Genomic DNA, 22,936 nt, shown 5'->3' on the forward strand with positions numbered 1-22,936 from the left:
TTCCTGATCCGTGGAGAGTCGTGGCATCTTAGGGCCTTGCCGCAAGGCGGGGCGATAGCCCATCGCTAGCCCGCAGCCTGGAGGGCGGCATCTCAACCCGGCAGGGAACCTGGTCATGACCACACTCGTTTTCGTCCACGGCTGGAGCGTCACCAACACCTCGACCTACGGCCCCCTGCCCCAGCGCCTGCAACAGCAGGCGGCGGCGCAAGGCGTCACGCTCGACACCGCCGACATCTGGCTGTCGGAATACGTGAGCTTCGACGATGCCGTGACCATGCCCGACGTGGTGCGTGCGTTCGACCGCGCCCTGCGCGACCTGCATCTGCTGGACGCGAGCTTTACCTGCATCACCCACTCCACCGGCGGCCCGGTGGTGCGCGAATGGCTGCGGGCGCAGCGTGAGCGTCCCGGCGCCTACAGCACCATTCGCCTCACCCACCTGATGATGCTGGCGCCTGCCAACTTCGGGTCCGCCCTGGCACAACTCGGCAAGAGCGTGCTTGGACGACTGCACGCATGGTTCGATGGCGTGGAGCCAGGCCAGCGCATCCTCGACTGGCTGGAACTGGGCAGCGCCGAATCACTGTCACTCAATCTCGACCACATCCACGGTGACGATCCGGCGCAGAAGGGCCAGTACCTGTTCGTACTCACCGGCGATCGTCCCGATCGCTCGCTATACGACCACATCAACAGCTACACCGGCGAGGATGGTTCCGATGGCGTGGTGCGCATCGCCGCTGCGAACCTCAATGCACGCCACGCCGTGCTTGCGCGCGACGACGATGCAGCCATCGACACGCTCGCACTGCATGTCACGCAGGCGTCGCGCACGGCTTTCAAGCTGATTCCCGGTGCATCCCACTCCGGCACTGACCAGGGCATCATGGCTTCCGCACCACCTGCCACGGTGGATGCCCTGCTGCGCTGCCTTCGCGTGAAGGACACCGCCAGCTATCAGCAGCTGTGCGATGCGTTCGATGCGGAGAACACCGAGCGCGATGCCGAGCGCGTCGAATTCGAACCCGTTGGCCCCTTCTCGCCGCGCGTGCATATCCACGATCCCCGCAGCCTCCTGATCGTGCGGCTCACCGACGAGGCCGGCGAACCCTTGCGCGGGAGTCGCATGCTGCTCAACGCCGGCACGCCGCCGAACCCGGACTGGATGCCGCAAGGCTTCATGCTCGACCGTCAGGCCAATAGCCGCCAGCCCCACGTGGTGTCGCTGTTCCTCAATCACGCCCTGCTCGCCGGCACCCCACGGGTCGCCGATCCGGTCAGCAGCCGGAAGACACTGCGCGCGGCCATCGAGGCGCATCGCCCCTACAGCGCCAGCGTGCAGCCGGCTGATCTTGCCGGGCTGGTTCACCATGCGCTGGCTGCCATGACGTCCAGCGATGATCTTTTCGACGCCCTCGGCGCCCACCAGAGCACCGTGCTGGATGTGGTGCTGCCGCGACTCGTGCATGAGGGTGTGTTCCGACTGACGCAGAAGCTCACCCCTGAGGATTTCAGCCGCCCCACGCCAGGCCCTGTCATCCCAACCCCGTGACACGCCGATCGGCGTGATGCATAGTCGCAAGAACTTGCGCTGCATCAAGGATGCGAGCGCCGCCGGCAGCTGACTGCTGGTCCACTCAGGGAGAGAGCAATGAAGAAGCTGATTCTGCTGGCGATACTCGCCGGCCTGGCATGGTGGTACTTCGACCATGGCCGCCGCATCACCGAGGCGGATGTCCGCGCCAGCTACGAAGCCGACATGGATGCCACGCGCCGTTTCGATGGCGACTTCCTCTGTGCCCGCATCAGCGACGACTTCGCGGGCAGCGAAGTATCCCGACAGGATGGCGAAGACTTCGAAGAGCATTTCGACAAGGCCGGCCAGTGCAAGCGCATCAAGCGATCCATCGAAGCCATGCAGCAACTGAGCGTCGCCACGGGTGGCCGGATTTCGTTGAAGATCGATTACGAGATCAAGAACATCGAATTTTCGCCCGACCGCAAGCGTGCCACGGTGCAGACCGTCTCGACTGCAAAGCTGGGCGACATGACGCTGGCCCGCGACCGTACGACCGATCACCTGATCCGGCGAAACGGCCGCATCCTGAGCATCGCCAGCGAAGCAAGGGTCTGGACGTACACGCCCCAGTAATCCGCTGGCACCCTAACCCCGATCGAGGGGCACGCGCGTTACACCGGTATGCACCCTTCCCTCACCCCATCGCACCATGCCCGATCCGTTCCGGCTCACACCCGCATCGCCGGGCATTGACCGCCGCTTTCGCTTAATCTCGTCATCCATGGATGCCTCCGGGGATGACGACGCAACGTTGATGCTTGCCTATGCCCGAGGCGAGTTATCGGCGTTCGACGCGCTCTACGCGCGCCACCGAGGCGCCCTGTATCGCTTTTTGCTGCGCAGCGCACGGGACCCCGCGTTGGCCGAGGAATTGTTCCAGGAAACCTGGAGCCGTGTCGTCGCAGCGCGCGCACGTTACACGCCGCAGGCGAAGTTCAGCACCTGGCTGCTACAAATTGCGCATAACCTGCTCATCGACAGCTATCGTCGCAAGCGCCCGATGGCCGATGGAGAGGCCGCCGAGCAGGCACTGGATAACCTGCCGGCACCAGGACACGAGCAACCCGAGCATGTCCTGTCGGATTTCGAGCGTCGCCGGCGCCTGCAGCGTGCGATCGAATCCTTGCCCGACGAACAGCGCGCTGCCGTGCTGCTTCGCCTGGAGCATGACCTGAGCGTGGAGGAGATTGCAGAAGTCACCGGCGTGGGACGCGAAACCGCGAAATCGCGCCTGCGCTACGCCATGAACCGATTGCGCGAGCAGCTGGCCGAATGAACACGCACGATCATCACGACGACGATTCGCTGCCCGGCGAAGACGAACTCAAGGCGCTGTACGACAGCCTGCCTCGCAAGGAGCCTTCGCCGTCGCTCGACCAGGCCGTACGACGCACGGCCGCCGATGCCGTGCGACCCGCAAGGCGCAGTCCTCGCTGGCCGATCACCGCGGCCAGCGCCGCCGTGCTGCTGCTTGCTGCCGGCGTCAGCTGGCATCTGCACGAACAAGCCTCGGGCTACGTGCCCGCACCCACACCGAACATCGCAAGCGACCGCTCTCTTGCGCCTATCGCCCCGGCCGCCAAGGTCACGGCCGAACCCGCGGGTACCACGACACCCGCGCCCGTGCAGCCGACTACGGCCATGACGCCACGCACGAACGAGACCATCCGCTCCGCACTGAAGCCGCGCGTGCTCGCCGCCACACCAACGACACGGCAAGCGACGCCTGCGCCGCAAGACCAGAGCATGGTGGAATCCGCGCCGCTGCCCGCACCGTCGGCACCCGCCGCCGCGCAGACCTATGCACCATCGCCGATGGCCAAGCAGGAGCGCGGCAGCGAAGATGCAATTCACACCATGGCTGCGAGAATGATGGCCGCGCCCGCCGCCGTACCGCCGGCCGCATCGCCACCCGACCCGACCGCTGCCAATCCTGCCGACAGTCCCGAGCAGGAGCTGGACAAGATCCGCGGACTGTTTGCGCAACAACGCCGCGACGAAGCATTGCAGCGACTCGCCGCGTTCCGGCAAGCTCATCCGGACATCCCTGTGCCCGACGACCTGCAAAGCCAGCAAGCGCATCATGAGTGACACGCTGTACACCCTCGCCACGGCCTGCCAGCACGGCGAGGACATCAAGAAGAGCCGCTTCCTCGCCCAGGCCGCGCCGGTGCACACGCCCGTGCAGGCGCTGGAGTTCATCCGGCAGGTGAGCGACGTCGCGGCCACGCACAACTGCTGGGCCTATCGCATCGGCCAGGACTATCGCTTCAACGATGATGGCGAGCCGGGCGGCACCGCCGGGCGTCCGATCCTGCAAGCCATCGAAGGCCAGGGCATCGATCGCGCCGTGGTCGTGGTGACACGCTGGTATGGCGGCATCAAGCTGGGTGCGGGCGGACTGGTGCGCGCCTACGGCGGCACCGCAGCGGAGTGCCTGAGGCGAGCCGAGCGCATGCCGATCGTCGCCATGGCGCGCCTGGGCGTGAACTGCGACTTTGCCGAGCTCACCCTGCTCAAGGCGCGTTTGCGCGAGCTCGATGCGGACATCGTGGACGAGCAATTCGGCGCGGATGGCGCCACGCTGGAGATCCAGCTGCCCGAACATCGCGTGACCGAGGCGCAGGCCCGCGTCACCGACATCAGCCGCGGCCGCCACGGCGCCAGGCGGCTGGATTGATATCGCAGGCGCATCGCCCCACGTAGTTGGGTTGCGAGGGCAATCCGGCCCTCGACCCCCTTTCGGAACCCGATGCCGCCCATGACCGAACCCGCCACCCCGCAACGCCCCGCGCGCCGTGTCGGCGCCCTGCTGCAGCTCTGGCCGTTCGTGAAGCCCCACGGCAGGCTGGCGATCGGTTGGCTGGTCTTCCTGGGCATCTCCTCGAGCGCCACCCTGGTGCTGCCGATGGCGGTGCGCCACATGATCGACCAGGGCTTCATCCACTCGAACGCCTCGGCGATCAACGCAACCTTCCTCGGCCTGTTCGGTGTGGCCCTGGTGCTCGCCTTCGCCACGGCCGCCCGCTACTACTGCATCACCCTGCTGGGCGAGCGCGCGCTCGCATCGCTGCGCGCAAAGCTGTACTCGCATGTGATCCGGCTCGACGTCAGCTTCTTCGAACGCAGCCGTGTCGGCGAGCTGATCTCCCGACTGGGCACGGATACGGAAGTGATCCAGGCGCTGATCGGCTCAGGCATCTCGGTCGCCCTGCGCAGCGCGGTGATGCTGCTGGGCGCCACTGCCATGATGATCTGGACCAGCCCACGTCTCGCCGGCCTCACGGCGCTGGTGATCCCCGCCGTGATGCTGCCCATCCTCGTGTTCGGACGCCGCGTGCAGAAACTGTCGCGCGCCAGCCAGGATCGCCTTGCCGACACTGCGGCCATCGCCAACGAGACCCTCAACGCCGCGCCCGCCGTGAAGGCCTATGCGCGCGAGGACATCGAAAGCACGCGCTACGGCGCAGCCATCACCCGCGCGCTCGCCATGGCGCGCAAGCGCATCGGCATGCGTTCCGCGCTGACCGCCACCGTGATCGTGCTGTTCTTCGGCGCCATCACCCTGGTGCTGTGGGCAGGCGCACGCGACGTATTGAACGGCACGCTGGGTGCCGGTGTGCTGGGGCAGTTCGTGCTGTATGCGATCTTCGCCGCCGGCTCGCTGGCCGGCCTCTCCGAAGTGTGGGGCGACGTATTGCGCGCCGCCGGCGCGATGGAGCGCATCGGCGAATTGTTCGAGGAGCGCGCCGACATCACCAGTCCCGCACAGCCCACCCCGCTGCCCAAGCCCGTGCAGGGCGCGCTGCGTTTCGACCACGTGGAATTCCACTACCCCTCGCGACCTGACGCCCCCGCGCTGTACGACTTCGACCTGTCGATTCGCCCCGGCGAAACGGTAGCCCTGGTCGGCCCATCGGGCGCGGGAAAGAGCACGGTGTTCGCGCTATTGCTGCGCTTCTACGACCCGCAGGCCGGGCGCATCACGCTCGACGGCGTCGACCTGCGCGCCCTGTCGCTGCCCGAACTGCGCGGCGCGATCGCGCTGGTGCCGCAGGAAACGGTGATCTTCGGCGGCAGCGCGGCGGACAACATCCGCTTCGGTCGCCAGGACGCGGACGATGACGAGGTGCGCGAGGCGGCCACGGCCGCCGAGGCGCATGAGTTCATCCGCGCCATGAGCAAGGGCTATGACGAGGAGCTCGGCGAGCGCGGCGTACGGCTTTCCGGTGGCCAGCGCCAACGCATTGCGATCGCGCGCGCCATTTTGCGTGACGCTCCGCTTTTGCTACTGGACGAAGCCACCTCCGCACTCGATGCCCAATCCGAAGCGGCGATCCAGCAGGCGCTGGAGCGACTGGAAAAGGGCCGCACCACGCTCGTCATCGCGCACCGCCTCGCCACCGTGCAGCGTGCTGACCGCATCGTGGTGATGGATGGCGGCCGCATCGTGGCGCAGGGCACGCACCAGAGCCTGCTGGCCGAAGGTGGTCTCTACGCGGAACTTGCGCGACTACAGTTCACGGCCTGACGCAACACCTTACCTGTCCGCCTCGGCGACTCCGACAGGCGTCGCCTGTGGCGTCCAACCGGGCTCGCCACCCTGCCAGCGCACGAAGGTGACGATATCGGTGAACAAGGCGTCCATCTGCGCCTTGGTCGACCCCATACCGTGCCCCGCCTCCTCATCCACGCGCAGCAGCACCGGTGACTTCGATCCCGTCGTGCGCAGCCGCGCCGCGAACTTGGCCGGCTCCCACGATGGCACGCGCGGATCGTTGAGTCCGGTGGTGATGAGAATCGGTGGATAACGCGTGCCGTCCTTGACGTTGAAGTAGCTGTCCATCGCCAGCAGGTTGCGGAACCCCGCGGCGTCCTTCACGGTGCCGAACTCGGGAATGTTCGGCACACCGTTGGAGAAGAATTCCTGGCGAACCGTGTTGGCTGCCGGCACCTGATCGATCACGCCCGCGAACAGGTCGGGCCTTTCTTCCATCGCGCGCCCGACGGTAATGCCGCCGGCCGAACCGCCAAGGATGAAGAGCTTGTCGCGCGTCGTGTAGCCACGGGCAACAACATCCTCCGCGCAGGCAATGAGATCGCGCCAGGTGTTGGGCTTGTTGGCGTCCTTGCCCGCGAGGCGCCAGGCGTCACCAAGCTCTCCGCCACCGCGCACATGACAGACAGCGAATGCGATGTTGTTGTCCAGCAGATTGGCCCAGCGGGGCGTGAATGCCGGAAACAGCGTCATACCGTACGAGCCGTAGGCGTACATCACCAGCAGCTGCGGATGCCGGGCGTGCCTGCTCTCCACATAGCTCAACGGAATCGACACCCCATCCTTCGCCTTGGCAGACAACTCGTCCACCGCATAGGCGGACGGATTGAAGCGTGCCGGCGCACGCCCAAGGCCCTGGTCGGCCAACGCACCCTTCGCCGGGTCATAGGCGAGCACCGTCAGCGGCGTCACCCAGTTGTCCATGCTGAACAACAGGCCGGGCACACGGGGATCAGCGGACAGCCCCGACACCGAGCCCTTGAAAGGCAAGGCAATCGACTGCTCATCGCCACCCTCGAACGACACCTTGAACAGCTCGGAATACACGCCGCGTCGCGCGTAGACATAGACACCGTCCGCTGCCGCGGCAAATCCCTCGATGACACGGCCCGGCCGCGCCGCGACGATCGTCTTCGCCGCCGACAAAGGCTCGCCCATCTTGAATGCCTGCACCTTGAACGTCGGTGCATCCTGGTGCGACAGCACAAACACGCGGTCGCCCACCACGTCCACCGCCGTCACGCCATCGGACGTCTTGACCATCGGCTTCCAGGGAGCCCGTGGGTCTGCCGCCTTCTCCACCGGCACCGACCAGATTTCCATTTCGTTCTGCGTGCCATTGACGATGTTGGCGAGCGCGACCGTCGCGCCGGGCCGCACCAGCACCACGGGGAATTTTTCCGGCGGCATTTTGATGGCACTCGTCGAACCTCCCAGCACCGTGACCGGCTCATGCTGGAGATCCCACGCGACGTTGCGGATGTTGAGCAGCTTGTCCGCTTCCGGCGCCCCGTCGCGCAACTTGGTCTGCAGCAGGACGAAGACCTTCCTGCTGTCAGTCGTCCAGGCCGTCGCCCCGAATCCGGCCAGCGCCAGTGGGCCGGCGATCTGCTTGCCGCTCGCCACGTCATAGACATAGAGCGACGCGTCCTCGGACCCTCCGGCCGAGATGCCGACCGCCACCTTGCTGGCATCGGGAGATGGCAGGAAATAGTCCACCGCGTAAGGCTTGCCGCCGTGCCTCACACGCCACGCCGCCAGATCGACCAGCTTGCGCGCCTTGCCCTGGGCGTCGCGAGCCCACAGGTCGAAATTGTCCGAACCGGCAGCGCGCTCCTTGTAGAACAGCGCGCCATGACTACGCACCACGTCCGTCACCAGCGTGAAGGCGCCGGCCAGGTCGGCCACCTGCTTGAACAAGGCCGCGCGGCCGGGCACGGAGTCAAGCACGGCCGAGGTGTAGCGCCCCTCCGCCTTCAACCACGCCGCGACCTCGGGGTCACCCATCTTCTCCATGTAGCGGTATGGGTCGGTAAGCGTGGTGCCGAAGTAGGTGTCCTGCACGGGCCGCTGCGGCGGCGCCGGCGGAGGTGCCAACTGCGCCAGCGCGGGGCCGGCGAGCGTCCCGATAAGGACAAGCAGAGCCAGGTTCCAACGTCGCATGAACATGCCCTCAGCCGCAAGACCTTGCCGAGGGTATGCCGCTGCCTTGTCGCTTCAATCCAGCCTAAGACGTAGGAAAACGCCTACGCCGCTGCCCAGGCACGCATGAGTGCACGCACCTCGTCTTCGTCGGTGCGGATCTCGCCGCCAGCCATGCCGAGGGTGTCGTCCGGTTGATAGGCCATGCCGGAAGGATGCCCACGCTTCGCCGATGCATGCAGCTCGTCGGCCCCCGTCAACGCGGCGACATGCGCGATATTGGCGGGCGTGATGCCGGCGCCCGGCATCACTACCAGTCGTCCGTGGGCTTGCGCGATGCGCTCGCGGATACGCTCGGCACCCTCCAGCGCCGAACGCGCGCCGCCCGAGGTGAGCACCCGTTCCGCGCGCAGTGAAATGAGATCTTCCAGCGCGCGCTCCGGGTCCCTCACAAGATCGAAGGCGCGATGGAAGGTGATGCCCATCCGACCGGCTGCTGCAGCAAGCTCACTGCAGCAATCCATGTCCACGTCACCATCGGCATCCAGCACACCGAACACGACACCATCGCAACCGAGCGCCGCGCATGCCTCGATGTCCCGACGCATGGTCGCCCGCTCGTGTTCGCTGTAGAGAAAATCGCCCGCACGCGGACGGATCAGCACGTACAACGGCAGACGCACGTGCTCGCGCACCAAGGCAATCTCGCCATGCGAAGGCGTCAGCCCGCCGAGCTCCAACGCCGTGCACAACTCGATGCGCCCTGCACCGCCGGCCTGCGCGGCCAGCGCGGAGTCCAGCGAGTTGGCGGCAACCTCGAGCACGCGCGTCGCCATGTCAGTACACGCTCTTGGAGGGCAACAGGCCGTCCTGCCGCTTCGCATCGCATACGGCGTAGGAGAAGCCTGGCTGGATCGCAAACGCTCCTACCTCACCGTGGCGATTCATCGCCAGGAAGCCGACCTGAAGATCCTTGGAGGCATTCGGTCGCTTCTTCACGATGCGCATGACCGCTTCCTGACAGGCCTCCTGCGGCGAACGACCCTGGCGCATCAACTCGACCACCAGGAAGCTGCCGGCATTGCGGATCACTTCCTCGCCCACACCGGTCGAAGTCGCACCACCCACATCGCCATCCACATAGAGGCCAGCACCGATGATCGGGCTGTCGCCCACGCGGCCGCGCATCTTCCAGGCCATGCCGCTGGTGGTGCAGGCGCCAGCCAGGCGACCACTGGCATCGATCGCCAGCATGCCGATGGTGTCGTGATTGTCCTTGCCACCCGGCAGGCCGGTCTTGCCGTAGTCACGCACCTCGCTATTGGCCGAGGGCTGGTAGTGGGCGGTCTTCAGCCACTCCTTCCAGGCCTTCTCCGACTCGGGCGTCAGCAGCTCTTCCTTCTTGAAGCCCTGCTCCAGTGCGAACTGCAGCGCACCATCGCCCACCAGCAGCACGTGCGGCGTGCGTTCCATGACGCGACGCGCCACCTGGATCGGATGCGCGATGTGCTCAAGGGCAGCCACGGCGCCGCAGCTGCCATCGGCGTCCATGATGCTGGCATCGAGCGTTACTTGGCCGTCGCGGTCGGGATAACCCGCTCGCCCCACGCTGTGATTCTTCAGGTCGGCCTCGGGAATCATGGCGCCCGCCTCGACGGCATCCAGCGCATGGCCTCCCTTGGAGAGGACTGCCCATGCCGCCTGGTTGGCGGCAACGCCGAAGTCCCAGGTGGAGATCACGCGAGCGCCCGTGGCGCCCTTGGCAGGCAACGGCGTGTCCGCGTCTGCCTTGCCAGTCAATGCCAGGGCGGAAGCACCCAGCAGCGAAGCTTTCAGAAAATCTCTACGGTCTGCCATCTCTGCTCCGATAATCTCGTTCCAGAAAGCAGGAAGCCCCGCGCCTTTCGACGCGGGGCTTCCTTAATCACCTCGATGAGTGGCGCGTGCGCCGACTCGTCGATTAACCAGCGATTTCGACGCCCGAAGCCTGCGCGCCCTTCGGGCCCGTGGTGACTTCGAACTTCACGCGCTGACCTTCCTGCAGGCTGCGAAAGCCCTTGGCGTTGATCGCCGAAAAGTGGACGAACACGTCCTCCCCACCGTCCTCGGGTGCGATGAAGCCGAAACCCTTGGCGTCGTTGAACCACTTAACCGTACCGAAACGCATTGCGTGAACCTCTGAATCATGGACTGGATGCACCACGGTATAGCGCTGAACCACCTTGACCCCTTGGTCCGCCGCCCCTGGCACAGCGGAAGTATCAACATGTTTCATGTCAAAGCGCAATATGGGTAGTCCTTTCGCACGATCAAAACAGCCGACCACTGCTCATGTTTTGAGCAACGCCCCGAGGATGCGGGGTACTTCGGCGGTAGCTGCTGCCAGATGGGCGAAGATTTCTTCGATGCTGATCTCCGCCTCGTCGCCGCAGCCGGCCGCGAAGTTGGCCACCAGTGCAAGGCAGGCGTAATCCAGTTCCAGCTCACGGGCGAGCACCGCCTCCGGCATGCCGGTCATGCCGACCAGGTCACAGCCGTCGCGCTTCATGCGGGCAATCTCCGCCCGGGTTTCCAGGCGCGGCCCCTGGGTGGCGCCATAGCAGCCGCCGTCGATCGCCGCCACGCCTGCAGACGACGCTGCCTCGATCAGCTGTCGGCGCAGCGTCTCGGTATAGGGCTCGCTGAAATCGATATGGCGGACCTCGGCACCTTCCACATCGCAAAAACTGGTGTAGCGACCGTGCGTGTAATCGATGATCTGGTCGGGCACCACGATCACCCGCGGCCCCATGTCGCTGCGGATACCGCCCACCGCATTGACGCCGATGACCCGGCGGGCACCCAGCGAATGCAATGCCCACAGGTTCGCGCGGTAGTTCACGCGATGCGGCGGCACGGTGTGGCTTTCGCCATGCCGGGCAAGGAAGGCCACCCGGCGACCGGCGAAGTCACCGATCACCACGTCACCCGAGGCTGCGCCGAACGGCGTGTCGACGCTATGGCGCGATGCGTTCTCGAGCCCCGGGAAGTTGTACAAGCCACTGCCGCCAATGACGGCCAAATCGATAGTCACGGGTCGTTCCTGTTTCAATTAGTAGCTCTTTGCCTCGGCCGAAAGCCGGTCGGCGAATCCTTGCAGGTGTCGGCCGAGCGCCTCGCGCGAGCGCTCGTCGGCCAGCCTGCCTTCGATGATCTTGGTGTGCGCCTGAAACACCAGCACGTCACCCTGCGGCTCGGTGCGTGCACCGGCACGGCGCAACACCAGTCGCAGCGCGTCCTGCGCACGAACCGTACCGGTGATGCCGGGGCTCGCACCCACGATGCACACCATCTTGCCGGTGAGCACGGCGGTCTGTCGTGCCTTGCCAATGCGCGACGCCCAGTCCACGGCATTCTTGAGCACGCCGGTGATGCCACCGTTGTACTCCGGGCAGGCGATCAGCAGGCCGTCGGCGTTGTCAATGGCCTCCTTGAAGGCCGTGACGGGTGCCGGATCGCCCTGCTCTTCCACATCCTGGTCGAACAGGGGTAGCTCGTGCAGGCGATGAATAAGGATGTTCATCCCTGCCGGCGCGACTTCCTGGGCGGCATGCAGCAAGGCGGTATTGAAGGAGGCCTGCCGCAGGCTGCCGGAAATCCCGAGTATGTTCATGCGTCCACTCCTTGCGCTGACGCCGGCCACGCCGGCACGAGCAGGCTCACTTCAGTGCGTAGATGCCCGGCAGATTGCGGCCCTGCTCGTGGTAGTCCATGCCGAAACCGAACACATAGCGATCCGGCAACTCGACGCCGTTGAAGTCCGAGGCAATGCCATCGGTCAGGCGATCGTGCTGCTTGGTGCACAGGCTGACCACCAGCACGCGACGCGCGCCACGGCGCATGCAGTCATCGCGCACGGCCTTCAGGGTATGCCCCTCATCAAGGATGTCGTCCACCAGCAGTACGGTACGCCCGGCAAGATCCGCCGCCGGCTCGCGCAGCCAGTGCAGCTCGCTGCCCGAGGTGGCACCTCGATAACGGGTGGCATGGACATAGTCGAACTCCACGTCCGTGCGGATCGCCAACGCAAGATGACCGGCAAAGATCAGCGCGCCATTCATCACGGTAAGGAACACGGCGCGCTCGCCATCGAGCTCGGCATCGATCTGGCGCCCCATGTCGGCAATGACCGACTCCAGGTCCGCGCGGTCGAACAACAGGTCGGCATCAGCCAGGGCTGCCGCCAATGAAGGGGTGGTCGTCATGCTGCAGATGATCCTTCCACGGCGTTAAGCGCCGTGACGCGCGCGATGAAGCGATCGCGCTGTGGGTTGTCGAGAAGCCCTTCCCAGGTGGACGCCACGGCGCCACGCAGGGCGGCCAGTCGCTCGGGGGCTGCGGCCGCACGCCCCTGCACGGCCGCGATGGCCTCGTCCACGACATTGGGGAAACACGCCAGCACCAGGTCGCAACCGGCATCCAGGTGGGCATGCACACGTTCGGCCGCGCCGCCGGCTGCACCGGCCGCCGCCATGCTGATGTCATCGCTGATCACCGCACCGCCGAAGCCAAGCTCGCTACGCAGGATCTCGCCGATCCAGCGTCTGGAGAAGCCGGCCGGTTGCGCATCGACCTCGGGATAGATCACATGCGCGATCATCACCGCCTCGGCATGCGCGGCAACGCCTTCCACGAATGGCACCAGGTCGTCGCGACGGATCTCGTCGAGCGGACGCGGATCGATGGCCGTGGCCTTGTGCGTATCCACGGCAACCGAGCCGTGCCCCGGAAAGTGCTTGAGCACCGCCGCCATGCCGCCCAGGTGCATGCCGCGCACATAGGCCTGTGCCAGTTCAGCGGCGATGGCCGGATCGGCATGGAACGCGCGCGGGCCGATGGCCGCATTGCCGCGAGCGAGATCGACCACAGGTGCGAAGCTGAAATCCACGCCGCTGGCACGCAGCTCGCTGGACATCACCCAGGCATGTTCTTCGGCCAGGCGAATCGCATTCTCCGGGTCACGCCCGTATTCGGCGCCGATGGTCGAGAGCGGCGGCAGGCGGGTGAACCCCTCGCGGAAACGCTGCACCGGGCCGCCCTCCTGATCGACCGCAATGAGCATGTCCTCACCACCGACATCGCGGATCGCATCGACCAGTGCCATCAACTGTTCGCGCGATGCAAAGTTGCGCGCAAACAGGATCACGCCCGACACGCCCGGCGCGGTGAGCCACGCGTGCTCCGACGGCACCAGGGTGGTGCCCGCGAGGCCGATCATCAGCATGCCGTGGGCTCTCCTGCGGCCTGTCGCTCTTCCTGACTCCACTGCCCATACGGATGTGCGATCAGGTTGACGTTGTAATAGCGCGCCAGATGACTCACTTCGCGCCCCAGCCACGACGGGCGCGGGAACGGCGCGTCCTGGCTGGGCAGCTCCACCTCAGCCACCACCAGCCCGGCGTTGTCGCCAAAGAATTCATCCACCTCGAATAGCACGCCATCCACGACGACGTGATGACGGATCTTTTCCAGCACTCCGTCGCAAAGCGTGGCGAGCATCTGTTCGGCGTCAGCCAGCGGAATCAGATACTCGTACTCCGCGCGCTCGATGCCCAGTTGCGCGGACTTGATGTTCAACCAGGCGCGTTCGCCGATGCGCCGCACCCGCACCGAAGCGAGCGCCGTGCCATCGCGCAATGCCTGCGCGCCCACCAGGTAACCCTGCGCGATGCGCTCGCTGTGCGAGGCGGCATCACGCCAGTGGTCGCCATTGAGGAGAAATTTGCGTTCGATCTCAATACCCACGGCAGCTCCCGGTAATCATCTTTCGAACAATGCGATCGACTCGACGTGAGCGGTATGCGGGAACATATCCATCACACCGGCCGCGCTCAAGCGGAAGCCGTGCTTCTGCACCAGGATGCCCGCGTCGCGCGCGAGCGAACCCGGATGGCACGACACGTACACGATACGCTGGGTTTCCTTGTGCGGCAGGTACTCGAGCACCTTGTCCGCACCCGCGCGCGGCGGATCGAGCAGCAGCTTGTCCCAGGGCTGGCGGGCCCAGTGGGCCTGGCGCTGGTCCTCGAACAGGTTGGCCACCTCGAAACGGGCGTGAGTGATGTCGTTGCGCGCCGCATTCTCGGCGGCACGCTCCACCAGGCCATGTTCGCCTTCCACGCCCACTACTTCGGCCACGCGTCGAGCGATAGGCAAGGTGAAGTTGCCGAGACCGCAGAACAGGTCGAGCACGCGGTCGCCCGGCTGCGGATCGAGCAGCTGCATCGCCAGCGCCATCATGCGCTGATTCATGCCGGCATTGACCTGCACGAAGTCGAGCGGACGGAACTCCAGTTCCACGTCGTCGAACGCCGCGTCGCCACTCGGGATGCGGAACGCCAGGCGCGGATGCTCGGGCCACAACGGATGCACGCTCGTCACACCACCCGGCTGCAGGTAGATGGCAAAGCCATGCTCCTTGCCAAATGCGACCAGCGCATCGCGATCGCGATCGCTCAAGGCCGACATATGGCGGAACACGAGTGCCACGACGTCGTCGCCCGCGGCGAATTCGATCTGCGGGATGTCATTGGCCGCATCCATGCTGCTCACCAGCTCGGCGAGCAGGCCGATCTTGGGACCCAGTGCCGGATGTACCACTTCGCACTGACTGATGTCGGCAACGAAGCGCGGATTGCTCTCCTCGCGGAAACCAACCAGCACGCGCCCTTTCTTCGCCACCGAGCGCACCGACAGTCGTCCCTTGCGGCGATAACCCCAGGGTTCGTCGGTGAGCGGCGGCAGCCACAGGGCCGGCTCCACCTTGCCAATCCGCTCGAAGTTGTCCTTCAGCACGCGCTGCTTCACTTCGATCTGCGACACGGCATCCAGATGCTGCAAGGAGCAGCCGCCGCATTGACCGAAGTGACGACAACGCGGCTCCACGCGATGCGGCGAGCGCGTGAGCAGCTCCACCACCTCCGCCTCGTCGTAGTGGCGGTGGCGCTTGCGGATGCGCAGCTTCACTTCCTCGCCCAGCAGCGCGCCGCTGACGAAGACGGCCTTGCCGTCGATGCGGGCGACGCCTTTGCCCTCGTGGGTCAGGTCGGTAATGGTGGCTTGAAGTTCATTCATGGATACGACGTCTTCCAGAAACGCACGCGCCCGGATCAGGAGACCCGGGCGCGGCAGTCGGGCAAAGAGGGGCGAACGGCTTACTTCTGCTTCCAGACGCCCGAAGAGTCCTGATAATACCAGCCTGCGCGGGCCCGCTCGATCCAGCCCTTGGCGAAAGTGCTGCGGATCTGCGACTCCCATTCCGGGTGGTTGTTGGCATTGGCCACTTCGCGGTAGAGCGCATTGCGGTCGCGGTTCTCGTCGGCCACGGCGGCATTCACGCCCGCTCGCTGGTCCAGCGGCAGCTTGGCGGCGTCGCGCACGGCCACCAAGCCATCCTGGGTGAAGCCGATCGCCCCGCTGTCGAACAAGGGCGCGAGCGTGCTGCGGAAGCGCTCCTGCATGCGGCCCTGGATTGCCTCGGTGGTGGCCGTCTGGATGCGGATATTCGGCGCGTCGGCCGCATAGGCCGCCGGAATCAGCAGGTCAAGCAACATCGCGGACGGCTGGCTGTCCTTCTTCGCCGGCGCCGCCGGCTGCTCTGTCTTCGGCGACGATTCCGGCGCACTGTCGAGCACCGTGCCGATGAACTGGTCGGCCGCCTTCTGGGCGGCGGCTTCGGGGAAATACACGTTGATGGTGACGCACCCCACCAACGCGACCACCAGCATGGTCAGTAATCCATAGACGAGCTTGCGCATGTTCGACTCCTTCGGTGTGGGGACGCTCAGTGGACTTCCGGTCCGTTACCTTCGATGGCGCTCTTGAGGCGGCGCACCAGAGTGGGCCAATCCACCTGCGTCTGATGTCCGATCACCTGCAGACGCGGCAAGCCACTGCCTTCGACAATAGTGTAGCCATCCGCTTCATTTTCCAGACCGCTCATGTGACACACGGAAGCTTGCAGCGTGCAGTTCAATCCGATGCGCTTGTAACCAAAGGTCTTGAACAGCTTCAGCACCGCACCTTGCAAACCTGCCGCGGCGCCACCGCCGCCAACCGCAGTGAGGTTGTTTACCGCGCGCTGGCTGATGCGTCCACCGCCGCCAGCCAGCAGGCTGGCCTTGAATGCGACGGGATTCCAGTTCACCAATCGCAGCTCGTCGATCGAGCCATCCAGGCGGCCGGTGATGTTGCCGAAATCGAACACGCTGGTCATGGCCGCGAGGTCCAGCTGCCGCAGCTGCACGTCGGCCGTAAGCACCGGACTGGGACTGAAGGGGCCTTGCAATGACAGGCGGGTGATATCGACGAAGCCGTCGAACACGTTCACCGAAAGGCCGCCATCCAGCTCCACGCGGTCATCGAACCAGCGCAGCGCAGGAATAGCGCCACCCAACGTGCCGGGAAACTCCGGCCAACCCATGGCACGTGAGAAAGCCGCCATGTCGATGCCGGTGAAGGTCACGGACGTTGAGAGGCGACGCCCCTTGACCGCCGCCGGCCGCCATTCGAAATCGCCGATGCGTGCGCGCCCATTGAGCACCGGCACGTCGAGCCCGCGCTGCAGGCTCAGTGCGCCGTCGCGGCTCTGCCAGCGCGACTGGGACGCACCATTCGCCATGCGATAGACCTGCAAGCTCTGCCAGGCCAGCGTCGTCGCCGGACGATCGCCGTCCGCCGCCCAATCGAGTCCACCACGCAACCCCTTGGTGGAGAGGTGGCCCGACCCGTCCTCCACATCCAGCCCCTCGGTCTCGAAGGCAAAGCTGCGCAGGCCATTGCTGCCCATATCGATCGAGCCGTTGAGCTGTCCTTCGATTCGCATATCACGCAGGCCCAAGGTAGCCAGCCAGGCCTGCCCGTAACGCTGGTAGGCCGCGGGGAATCGGGATTGCAGGCGATCCAGCTTCAAGCGCTGCAAATCGCCCTTGGCGTTGAACGCCATCGCGCCGTCCAGCTGCAAGGCATCGGCATCGGCCACCCGCAGACGCGTAAGGTCGATGGCGCCGCCCTGCGCGGCGGCCGCCAGGCTGAGCTGCACCGGGTGATCCGGCAGATGCGCAAAGATGGGGCCAAGCAACAGTTCGCCCCCTCGCAGGCTCGCATCGAGATCGATGCGCGACGGGGTCCCCGTGCTGTCGATGTTCAGGCGGCCATTGCCGTTCACTCCCTGCCCGGCCAGGGTTCCGCTCGGCGTGTCGAAGCCTGCCCCGCTCAGCGCGAACTGGCCTGACGCCTGGATACCCTTCTCGGCCATGTCCAGCGCGATGTCAGCATCGAGCTTGCCGGCGGTGGCCCGGCCCGACCAGACGGTGCTCAACAGGCCTTGCAGCCACAAGACCGGAACGCCCTTCAGGCTGATCTGTGCGTGGGTCGGCTGATCCAGCGGCAAGGCGGTGGTGGCCTGGGCCTGCCCTTGGCTGAAGTCGATCTCCAGGGTATTGGCCGCCTCGTCGATGATCATGCCGACGGTGGCATTTCCCAGTGCGCCGCCTGGCGCTCCCGCCAGCTGCACCGCCCCGTCGAACAACCAGCGCATGTGGATGTCGCGCTGCAGGGTGCCCTGAACATCCACGCCCACACGCCTCCAGCCCATTGCAGGGACCTCGGCCTTGCTGGCGCGCAGGGTGAGCCTCAGGCCGCCCTGGCCATCCTCACCCAGCCGCGCCTGTACATCCTGCATCTTCAGGCCGGGAATGCTGACAGCCTTGGCCCCCAACGCCACGTCCGCCCACGCGGACGGCATGAATCCCGCTCCGAGCAGGACCACCAGAATGAGCAACAGATGACTTGATGTGGAGCGCATGAGGCGCCATTCTGCCAAAATCAGCTGAACGACACGGACTAGTCATGTTCAACACGCTTTCCAGCGACCTTTCGCGCGCCCGCAGCGCCCCTCCAGTCGTCCGCGCCCTGGTCGCCGACGACGACCCCACCAGCTGCCTTTTTCTAGTCGAGGCCCTGCGTAGCCTTGGCCTGGAAGCCCAGGCTTGCCACGACGGCACCGCTGCGATCACCCTGGCGCACGACGAAGCCTTCGACCTGCTGCTGCTCGATTGCCGCATGCCCGGCGCGGGCGCCGAAGAAGTGCTGACCGCACTCCGGCAGGACCCGGCCGCCCGCTCCAGCGACTGCACGGCCGTTGCCACCAGCGCCGAAATGGACGCCACCGAACGCCAGCGCCTACTGGCGGCCGAATTCAGCGAGGTGCTGCAGAAGCCCTGCAATGTCGCCGACCTGCGGCGCATCCTGGCTCTTGTTCAGGCAGGCACCACGGGCCAACCCCTGCTGGACGACAACCAGGCCATTGCCACCATGGGCGATGCGGACGTGGTGAAGGCCATGCGCACCCTGCTTCGCGCCGAACTGGTTGGCCTGTACCAGGATCTGGACGTGCTGCGCGACGACCCCGCCTCGCTGGCGGAGCGCCTTCACCGCCTGCGCTCATCCTGTGGGTTCTGCGGCGCCGCGGCTCTCGCGACGCAAGCCATGTTGCTGCAACGCCACCTGAAACTGGGTCATTCCGGCTCGCTGGCGCCACTGTCGCGCTTCCGCAAGGCACTGATGGCCACTATCGAAGCCCTCGATACCGAAACCGCCTGACGCCAGGACAGCCGCCCGGGAAATTCAACGCCGGGACATGGCGCCACCCAGCACGTGCCAGGCATGCAGTTCGCTTCCACCCAGGTGGAAGCGGATGACCTCTCGCATCATCACGCGCAGGGCCGACAAGCCAGCCACGTCAGGCATCCGATCCTCGGCCAACGCCATCAAGTCGTGGCCTCGCAACGCATGGGCCGTCCCGGGGCGGCACGGGGACGGCCCCATCTCGGCGTGATAACGATAGACCTGCACCTCGTCCACCGGCTCGCCTGATTCCGCCTCGAATGCCAGCTGGAGCGCATAACCCACCGCCTCCAGCAGATCCCGCTCAAAGCGGCGCAAGGTCCAGGCCAACGGCTCGGCATCGGCCAGCCGCCGCAGGGTCCGCGCATAGGCCTCGAACAATTCGGGATGGGGGTCCTGGCGTCCGGTCAGCCGGACCACCAGCTCGTTGAGATAAAGACCTGCAAGTCCTGCCTCGCCCGGCAGGCGCTGTGGCGCGCCGACGCCCTCGACGTTCAGCAGGGTGGCGAGCTCGCCACGAAACATCAGGTCCAGCGCGATCGGCTGGAATGGCTCCAGTTGCGCGCGCTGCAGGCGAGCCTTCTCGCCGCGAACGCCGCGGGCCACCACGCCGATGCGACCGTGATCGCGAGTCAGGCATTCGAGCAGCAGCGACGTCTCGCGATAGGGTCGCGCGTGCAGGACGTAGGACGGCTGTTGCTCGATGCGCATGAGGCGACCGGTTCAAAGTGGCGAGGACGGCGGCCTGGCTGGCGGATTTAGTCCGTGTAGCCGAATTTCTTGAGCATCGTTTCGTCGTCGACCCAGCCCTCGCGCACCTTCACCCACAAGCGCAGGAACACCTTGCGCTCGAAGGCACGCTCCATATGGCGCCGCGCAGCACTGCCGATGGCCTTGAGCTGGGCGCCGCCATTGCCGATGACGATCGCCTTCTGCCCATCGCGCTCGACCCAGATCACGGCATGGATCTCGGCCACGCCGTCCGGACGGTCCTGAAACTGCTCGATTTCCACCGTGGTGGCGTAGGGCAGCTCCTGGTCCAGGCGCAACATCAGCTGCTCGCGCACCATTTCCCCCGCAAGGAAACGCTCGCTGCGATCGGTGATTTCGTCCTCACCGTAAACGGGCGGCTGCACCGGCAAGCGCTTGAGAATGCCCTGCTCCAGCTCCTTCAGGCCCTTCTGCTTCAGCGCGCTGATGTAATACACGTCATCGAAATGATGTCGCGTCATCAGCTCGGCCACGAACGGCAGCATCGCCGACTTTTCCTTGGCGAGGTCGACCTTGTTGATGACCAGCAGACGCGGCACTTTCTGCTCGACCAGTGCTTCGTAGAGCGCCTCGTCCTCGTCGGTCCAGCGCCCCGCCTCGATCACCTGCACGACCACATCGACTTCGCTGATCGCCGAGCGGGCGGCACGGTTGAGGCTGCGGTTCATCGCGCGCTTGGCGCCACGGTGCAGGCCCGGGGTATCCACGTACATGATCTGGCCAGCATCGCTGGTGGCGATACCGAGGATGCGATGGCGCGTGGTCTGCGGGCGCGGACTGACGATCGAAAGGCGAAAACCGATCAGCGCATTGAGCAGGGTCGACTTGCCTACGTTCGGGCGCCCCGCAAGGGCCACCGTGCCGCAGCGGAAGTCATCGTGGGGCAGCTCGGCGGGCGCGCCGAGGTCGAGGTCGTCGTTGTCGTTCATGCTCAAAGCCTGTTTCGGGTTTCCGCTGGCGCGCCGGCATGGGCCGGGGCGTCCCGTAGGAGGAACGGAAGTAAGTGTAAGTCGTTGCCGGCGAAAGGGTGTAACGCCTTTTCCGGGGTAGGCCCGGACTAAGCCAGGGCCGATATCAGTCCTGCAGCTCCTGCAGGCGATGCAGCACGGTTTCCGCGGCTTCCTGCTCGGCTGCCCGTCGACTGCTTCCACGGCCCTCGGCCCGGATGGCCGTCGGCTCGGTGATTTCGCAGATCACATCGAAGGTCTTGGCGTGATCTTCGCCATGGCTATCGACCAGCTCGTATTGCGGCAGTGGCCAGCCCTTGCCCTGCACGAGTTCCTGCAGGCGCGTCTTGGCATCCTTGGAGGATCGAGGAATAGCCGCCACCAAGGGCTCGAACAGCGCGCGTACTACATCGCGACACCCCTCAAACCCCGCATCGAGGTAAACCGCCGCAACGAGCGCCTCGAACGCATCGGCAAGGATGGAATCCCGGCGAAAGCCGCCACTCTTGAGCTCGCCCGAACCCAGCTTCAGTTCGTCGCCCAGCTCCAGCTCACGGGCAATGACCGCAAGCGCCTGCCCGTTGACCAGTTGCGCGCGCAAGCGCGACAGCTCGCCTTCGCTGGCATGGGGGTGCGCTTCATACAACAGCTCGGCAACGACCACACCCAATAGAGCATCGCCGAGGAACTCCAGCCGCTCATTGTTCGGCTTGCCCGCGCTGCGATGGGTCAGCGCCAACTGACCCAGCGCGGGATCACGAAAACGGTAAGCGAGTCGGGTCAAATCCTGGGCCTAAGGTCAGCCACCGACATTGCCCTGCAGCATCACGCTTTTCTCGAAATGCATCAGGAAGTCGATGTTGTACATGAAGGGCACGCGTTTGTCGTAAGAGACATTCAGTTCAGCACTGTTGCCGCTGCGCTTGACGGTGATGTCCTTCGGCTTGATGGTGGCATCGTCCACGTACTGGAAGCCCATCTTGAACATGAGGTCACGACGCAGGTCGTCCAGCGTCTTGCCTTCCACGCCACTCGAAGCCACCTGGCTCATGGCCTTGTTGACACCCATGAACTCGATATACGAGGGCACCAGCTTCATCGCCATGAAGCCGAAAAAGCCCGCAATGGCCAACACAAACAAAAACCCGATCAGGGTGATGCCCGACTGCTTCGATTTCATAGTCCCCTCGCTATGCCGTTCTGTGGCGAAACCTGGTTGATGCGGCGGCCACCCTCCCCCTATTCAGGGGGAGCCCGGTGCCGCACAGCCATTGTGGCTGCAAGCAGCGCTGCCGTCACTCAGGTCCGATCAACACACGTCACGATTTGCCTCAATGGATGACCGTGCCCATGCGATGGAAGGCCACACCCGAACCCGTCCAGCTCAGCCAGATCAGGAAAGCCTTGCCCGCGAGATTCTGCTCCGGCAGGCACCCCCACCAGCGGCTGTCGGTGCTGTTGTAGCGGTTGTCGCCCATCGCCAGGTAGCAGCCCTGCGGAACTACCAGCGGGACCCGCGCATTGGGCAGCGGAGGCGGGATGGCATAGTTGGGCATGCGGGCGGTCAGGTGGTTGACCACGCCACCCTGGCCGTTCGGCAGGTGCTCGTTCCACACGGTGGCGCCCATCTCGAGCATCAGGCGTGACTCGGCCCGCTTCGGATCGCCCTCGTACGGACCCAGCAGATCGGCGGCGACCGGCTCGCCATTGACGATCAGCTGGTCGCCGCGCATCTCTACGCGGTCACCGGGCATGCCGATGATGCGCTTGATCCAGTTCTGGCTGGGGACCGGCGCGTGCGGATCGGCGCAGCTCTGATCGCCACTGCGCACCAGCTTGCCGCCGTCCTCGCACAGGTAACCCGGAAAACGGAATACCACCACGTCGCCGCGCTTGGGTTCGCCCAGGCTGAGGAACTTGTTGTTGAAGGCCGGCATGCGCAAGCCGTAGGAGAACTTGTTGACGAGGATGAAGTCACCCACGTCGAGCGTCGGCATCATCGACCCCGAAGGGATGCGGAAGGGCTCGGCCACGAATGAGCGCAGCAGCAGCACCACCAGCACCACCGGAAACAGCGAGCGCGCCCAGTCCACGACCATCGGTTCGCGCATCTCGGCGCGAGCTGCCTCGGCCTTGGCCTTGCGAGGGCCGTAGAAGAACAGGCGGTCCAGGCCCCACACCACGCCGAACAGCACGGTCAGGCCAAGCAGAATCGCCGAAAAGTCGAAATCCATGCCCTACTCCAAAGGTTGGCCGGTGCGTCGGCACCGG

24 protein-coding genes are annotated in these 22,936 nt (G+C 65.5%); 7 read left to right on the top strand and 17 right to left on the bottom strand.

The annotated features are described in order from the left end of the window. Nucleotides 1–115 precede the first annotated feature (115 nt). The 6 genes from EPB08_RS05855 to EPB08_RS05880 all read left to right on the top strand — a co-directional run bounded on the left by EPB08_RS05855 (nucleotide 116) and on the right by EPB08_RS05880 (nucleotide 6,113). Nucleotides 116–1,555, top strand: a complete 1,440-nt coding sequence (locus EPB08_RS05855; RefSeq protein WP_130618143.1) for a lipase family protein — start codon at nucleotides 116–118, stop codon at nucleotides 1,553–1,555. A 99-nt stretch (nucleotides 1,556–1,654) separates the two neighbouring features. Beyond that, entirely contained in the window at nucleotides 1,655–2,155 is a 501-nt protein-coding gene (locus tag EPB08_RS05860) for a hypothetical protein (RefSeq protein WP_130618144.1), read from the top strand. A gap of 148 nt (nucleotides 2,156–2,303) precedes the next feature. Beyond that, nucleotides 2,304–2,858, top strand: coding sequence for an RNA polymerase sigma factor (locus EPB08_RS05865; protein WP_130618145.1), 555 nt, complete (start codon nucleotides 2,304–2,306; stop codon nucleotides 2,856–2,858). Then, entirely contained in the window at nucleotides 2,855–3,673 is an 819-nt protein-coding gene (locus EPB08_RS05870; protein ID WP_130618146.1) for a hypothetical protein, read from the top strand. The genes EPB08_RS05865 and EPB08_RS05870 overlap by 4 nt, the downstream gene beginning before the upstream one ends. Beyond that, nucleotides 3,666–4,262 carry an IMPACT family protein gene (locus tag EPB08_RS05875; protein WP_130618147.1) on the top strand — a complete coding sequence of 199 codons (597 nt, stop codon included), beginning with the start codon at nucleotides 3,666–3,668 and terminating at the stop codon, nucleotides 4,260–4,262. The genes EPB08_RS05870 and EPB08_RS05875 overlap by 8 nt, the downstream gene beginning before the upstream one ends. An 81-nt stretch (nucleotides 4,263–4,343) precedes the next feature. After that, nucleotides 4,344–6,113 (top strand): ABC transporter transmembrane domain-containing protein, encoded by a 1,770-nt coding sequence (locus EPB08_RS05880; RefSeq protein ID WP_130618148.1) that lies wholly within the window; start codon nucleotides 4,344–4,346, stop codon nucleotides 6,111–6,113. 9 nt (nucleotides 6,114–6,122) lie between these two features. Here the strand turns inward: EPB08_RS05880 and EPB08_RS05885 are convergent, their stop codons facing one another. The 12 genes from EPB08_RS05885 to EPB08_RS05940 form a co-directional block, all read right to left on the bottom strand. After that, complete coding sequence (locus tag EPB08_RS05885) at nucleotides 6,123–8,303, bottom strand: prolyl oligopeptidase family serine peptidase (RefSeq protein WP_165418421.1); 2,181 nt, start codon at nucleotides 8,301–8,303, stop codon at nucleotides 6,123–6,125. A gap of 83 nt (nucleotides 8,304–8,386) precedes the next feature. Further along, nucleotides 8,387–9,118 carry a copper homeostasis protein CutC gene (locus tag EPB08_RS05890; RefSeq protein ID WP_130618150.1) on the bottom strand — a complete coding sequence of 244 codons (732 nt, stop codon included), beginning with the start codon at nucleotides 9,116–9,118 and terminating at the stop codon, nucleotides 8,387–8,389. Between the two features lies 1 nt (nucleotide 9,119). Beyond that, nucleotides 9,120–10,139, bottom strand: a complete 1,020-nt coding sequence (locus EPB08_RS05895) for a glycosylasparaginase (protein ID WP_130618151.1) — start codon at nucleotides 10,137–10,139, stop codon at nucleotides 9,120–9,122. Between the two features lie 103 nt (nucleotides 10,140–10,242). Continuing rightward, a complete protein-coding gene (locus tag EPB08_RS05900) occupies nucleotides 10,243–10,449 on the bottom strand; it encodes a cold-shock protein (RefSeq protein ID WP_019465945.1) in 207 nt (68 codons plus the stop codon). A 162-nt stretch (nucleotides 10,450–10,611) separates the two neighbouring features. Further along, nucleotides 10,612–11,355, bottom strand: a complete 744-nt coding sequence (locus EPB08_RS05905; RefSeq protein ID WP_130618152.1) for an S-methyl-5'-thioinosine phosphorylase — start codon at nucleotides 11,353–11,355, stop codon at nucleotides 10,612–10,614. A gap of 18 nt (nucleotides 11,356–11,373) precedes the next feature. Next, a complete protein-coding gene (locus EPB08_RS05910) occupies nucleotides 11,374–11,934 on the bottom strand; it encodes an NADPH-dependent FMN reductase (RefSeq protein WP_130618153.1) in 561 nt (186 codons plus the stop codon). A 46-nt stretch (nucleotides 11,935–11,980) separates the two neighbouring features. Continuing rightward, nucleotides 11,981–12,526, bottom strand: coding sequence for a hypoxanthine-guanine phosphoribosyltransferase (locus EPB08_RS05915; RefSeq protein ID WP_130618154.1), 546 nt, complete (start codon nucleotides 12,524–12,526; stop codon nucleotides 11,981–11,983). Beyond that, nucleotides 12,523–13,545 carry a beta-N-acetylhexosaminidase gene (gene nagZ, locus EPB08_RS05920; RefSeq protein ID WP_130618155.1) on the bottom strand — a complete coding sequence of 341 codons (1,023 nt, stop codon included), beginning with the start codon at nucleotides 13,543–13,545 and terminating at the stop codon, nucleotides 12,523–12,525. The genes EPB08_RS05915 and nagZ overlap by 4 nt, the downstream gene beginning before the upstream one ends. Further along, entirely contained in the window at nucleotides 13,539–14,066 is a 528-nt protein-coding gene (locus EPB08_RS05925; protein ID WP_130618156.1) for a CYTH domain-containing protein, read from the bottom strand. Before EPB08_RS05925 ends, nagZ begins: the two co-directional genes overlap by 7 nt. Nucleotides 14,067–14,081: 15 nt before the next feature. Beyond that, complete coding sequence (gene rlmD, locus EPB08_RS05930; RefSeq protein WP_130618157.1) at nucleotides 14,082–15,395, bottom strand: 23S rRNA (uracil(1939)-C(5))-methyltransferase RlmD; 1,314 nt, start codon at nucleotides 15,393–15,395, stop codon at nucleotides 14,082–14,084. Between the two features lie 80 nt (nucleotides 15,396–15,475). Then, entirely contained in the window at nucleotides 15,476–16,078 is a 603-nt protein-coding gene (locus EPB08_RS05935) for a YdbL family probable chaperone protein (RefSeq protein ID WP_130618158.1), read from the bottom strand. 26 nt (nucleotides 16,079–16,104) lie between these two features. Continuing rightward, the gene (locus EPB08_RS05940) at nucleotides 16,105–18,126 is read right to left on the bottom strand and encodes a translocation/assembly module TamB domain-containing protein (protein ID WP_130618159.1); all 2,022 of its coding nucleotides are present in this window, start codon (nucleotides 18,124–18,126) and stop codon (nucleotides 16,105–16,107) included. Between the two features lie 44 nt (nucleotides 18,127–18,170). On the opposite strand from EPB08_RS05940, the gene EPB08_RS05945 reads away from it, so the two are divergent. Beyond that, a complete protein-coding gene (locus EPB08_RS05945) occupies nucleotides 18,171–18,923 on the top strand; it encodes a response regulator (RefSeq protein WP_130618160.1) in 753 nt (250 codons plus the stop codon). Nucleotides 18,924–18,947: 24 nt separating this feature from the next. Here EPB08_RS05945 and recO read toward each other — a convergent pair whose 3' ends face one another. From recO to lepB, 5 genes are all read right to left on the bottom strand, one after another. Beyond that, nucleotides 18,948–19,658, bottom strand: a complete 711-nt coding sequence (recO, locus tag EPB08_RS05950) for a DNA repair protein RecO (RefSeq protein WP_130618161.1) — start codon at nucleotides 19,656–19,658, stop codon at nucleotides 18,948–18,950. A gap of 47 nt (nucleotides 19,659–19,705) precedes the next feature. Continuing rightward, complete coding sequence (gene era, locus EPB08_RS05955; RefSeq protein WP_130618162.1) at nucleotides 19,706–20,647, bottom strand: GTPase Era; 942 nt, start codon at nucleotides 20,645–20,647, stop codon at nucleotides 19,706–19,708. Between the two features lie 145 nt (nucleotides 20,648–20,792). Further along, on the bottom strand, nucleotides 20,793–21,449 hold the full coding sequence (gene rnc, locus EPB08_RS05960; protein ID WP_130618163.1) for a ribonuclease III: 657 nt from the start codon (nucleotides 21,447–21,449) through the stop codon (nucleotides 20,793–20,795). A 15-nt stretch (nucleotides 21,450–21,464) separates the two neighbouring features. Next, a complete protein-coding gene (locus tag EPB08_RS05965) occupies nucleotides 21,465–21,845 on the bottom strand; it encodes a DUF4845 domain-containing protein (RefSeq protein WP_130618164.1) in 381 nt (126 codons plus the stop codon). Between the two features lie 151 nt (nucleotides 21,846–21,996). After that, a complete protein-coding gene (lepB, locus tag EPB08_RS05970; RefSeq protein ID WP_130618165.1) occupies nucleotides 21,997–22,899 on the bottom strand; it encodes a signal peptidase I in 903 nt (300 codons plus the stop codon). Nucleotides 22,900–22,936 lie beyond the last annotated feature (37 nt).

The sequence above is a fragment of the Dyella amyloliquefaciens genome (assembly GCF_004296575.1).
Taxonomy (GTDB): domain Bacteria; phylum Pseudomonadota; class Gammaproteobacteria; order Xanthomonadales; family Rhodanobacteraceae; genus Dyella; species Dyella amyloliquefaciens.

Bases quoted from the DNA above. Each gene is read 5' to 3' on its own strand.
- EPB08_RS05855 (WP_130618143.1), top strand. From the start codon at position 116: ATGACCACACTCGTTTTCGTCCACGGCTGGAGCGTCACCAACACCTCG.
- EPB08_RS05860 (WP_130618144.1), top strand. From the start codon at position 1,655: ATGAAGAAGCTGATTCTGCTGGCGATACTCGCCGGCCTGGCATGGTGG.
- EPB08_RS05865 (WP_130618145.1), top strand. From the start codon at position 2,304: ATGGATGCCTCCGGGGATGACGACGCAACGTTGATGCTTGCCTATGCC.
- EPB08_RS05870 (WP_130618146.1), top strand. From the start codon at position 2,855: ATGAACACGCACGATCATCACGACGACGATTCGCTGCCCGGCGAAGAC.
- EPB08_RS05875 (WP_130618147.1), top strand. From the start codon at position 3,666: ATGAGTGACACGCTGTACACCCTCGCCACGGCCTGCCAGCACGGCGAG.
- EPB08_RS05880 (WP_130618148.1), top strand. From the start codon at position 4,344: ATGACCGAACCCGCCACCCCGCAACGCCCCGCGCGCCGTGTCGGCGCC.
- EPB08_RS05885 (WP_165418421.1), bottom strand. From the start codon at position 8,303: ATGCGACGTTGGAACCTGGCTCTGCTTGTCCTTATCGGGACGCTCGCC.
- EPB08_RS05890 (WP_130618150.1), bottom strand. From the start codon at position 9,118: ATGGCGACGCGCGTGCTCGAGGTTGCCGCCAACTCGCTGGACTCCGCG.
- EPB08_RS05895 (WP_130618151.1), bottom strand. From the start codon at position 10,139: ATGGCAGACCGTAGAGATTTTCTGAAAGCTTCGCTGCTGGGTGCTTCC.
- EPB08_RS05900 (WP_019465945.1), bottom strand. From the start codon at position 10,449: ATGCGTTTCGGTACGGTTAAGTGGTTCAACGACGCCAAGGGTTTCGGC.
- EPB08_RS05910 (WP_130618153.1), bottom strand. From the start codon at position 11,934: ATGAACATACTCGGGATTTCCGGCAGCCTGCGGCAGGCCTCCTTCAAT.
- EPB08_RS05915 (WP_130618154.1), bottom strand. From the start codon at position 12,526: ATGACGACCACCCCTTCATTGGCGGCAGCCCTGGCTGATGCCGACCTG.
- nagZ (WP_130618155.1), bottom strand. From the start codon at position 13,545: ATGCTGATGATCGGCCTCGCGGGCACCACCCTGGTGCCGTCGGAGCAC.
- rlmD (WP_130618157.1), bottom strand. From the start codon at position 15,395: ATGAATGAACTTCAAGCCACCATTACCGACCTGACCCACGAGGGCAAA.
- EPB08_RS05935 (WP_130618158.1), bottom strand. From the start codon at position 16,078: ATGCGCAAGCTCGTCTATGGATTACTGACCATGCTGGTGGTCGCGTTG.
- EPB08_RS05940 (WP_130618159.1), bottom strand. From the start codon at position 18,126: ATGCGCTCCACATCAAGTCATCTGTTGCTCATTCTGGTGGTCCTGCTC.
- EPB08_RS05945 (WP_130618160.1), top strand. From the start codon at position 18,171: ATGTTCAACACGCTTTCCAGCGACCTTTCGCGCGCCCGCAGCGCCCCT.
- recO (WP_130618161.1), bottom strand. From the start codon at position 19,658: ATGCGCATCGAGCAACAGCCGTCCTACGTCCTGCACGCGCGACCCTAT.
- era (WP_130618162.1), bottom strand. From the start codon at position 20,647: ATGAACGACAACGACGACCTCGACCTCGGCGCGCCCGCCGAGCTGCCC.
- EPB08_RS05965 (WP_130618164.1), bottom strand. From the start codon at position 21,845: ATGAAATCGAAGCAGTCGGGCATCACCCTGATCGGGTTTTTGTTTGTG.
- lepB (WP_130618165.1), bottom strand. From the start codon at position 22,899: ATGGATTTCGACTTTTCGGCGATTCTGCTTGGCCTGACCGTGCTGTTC.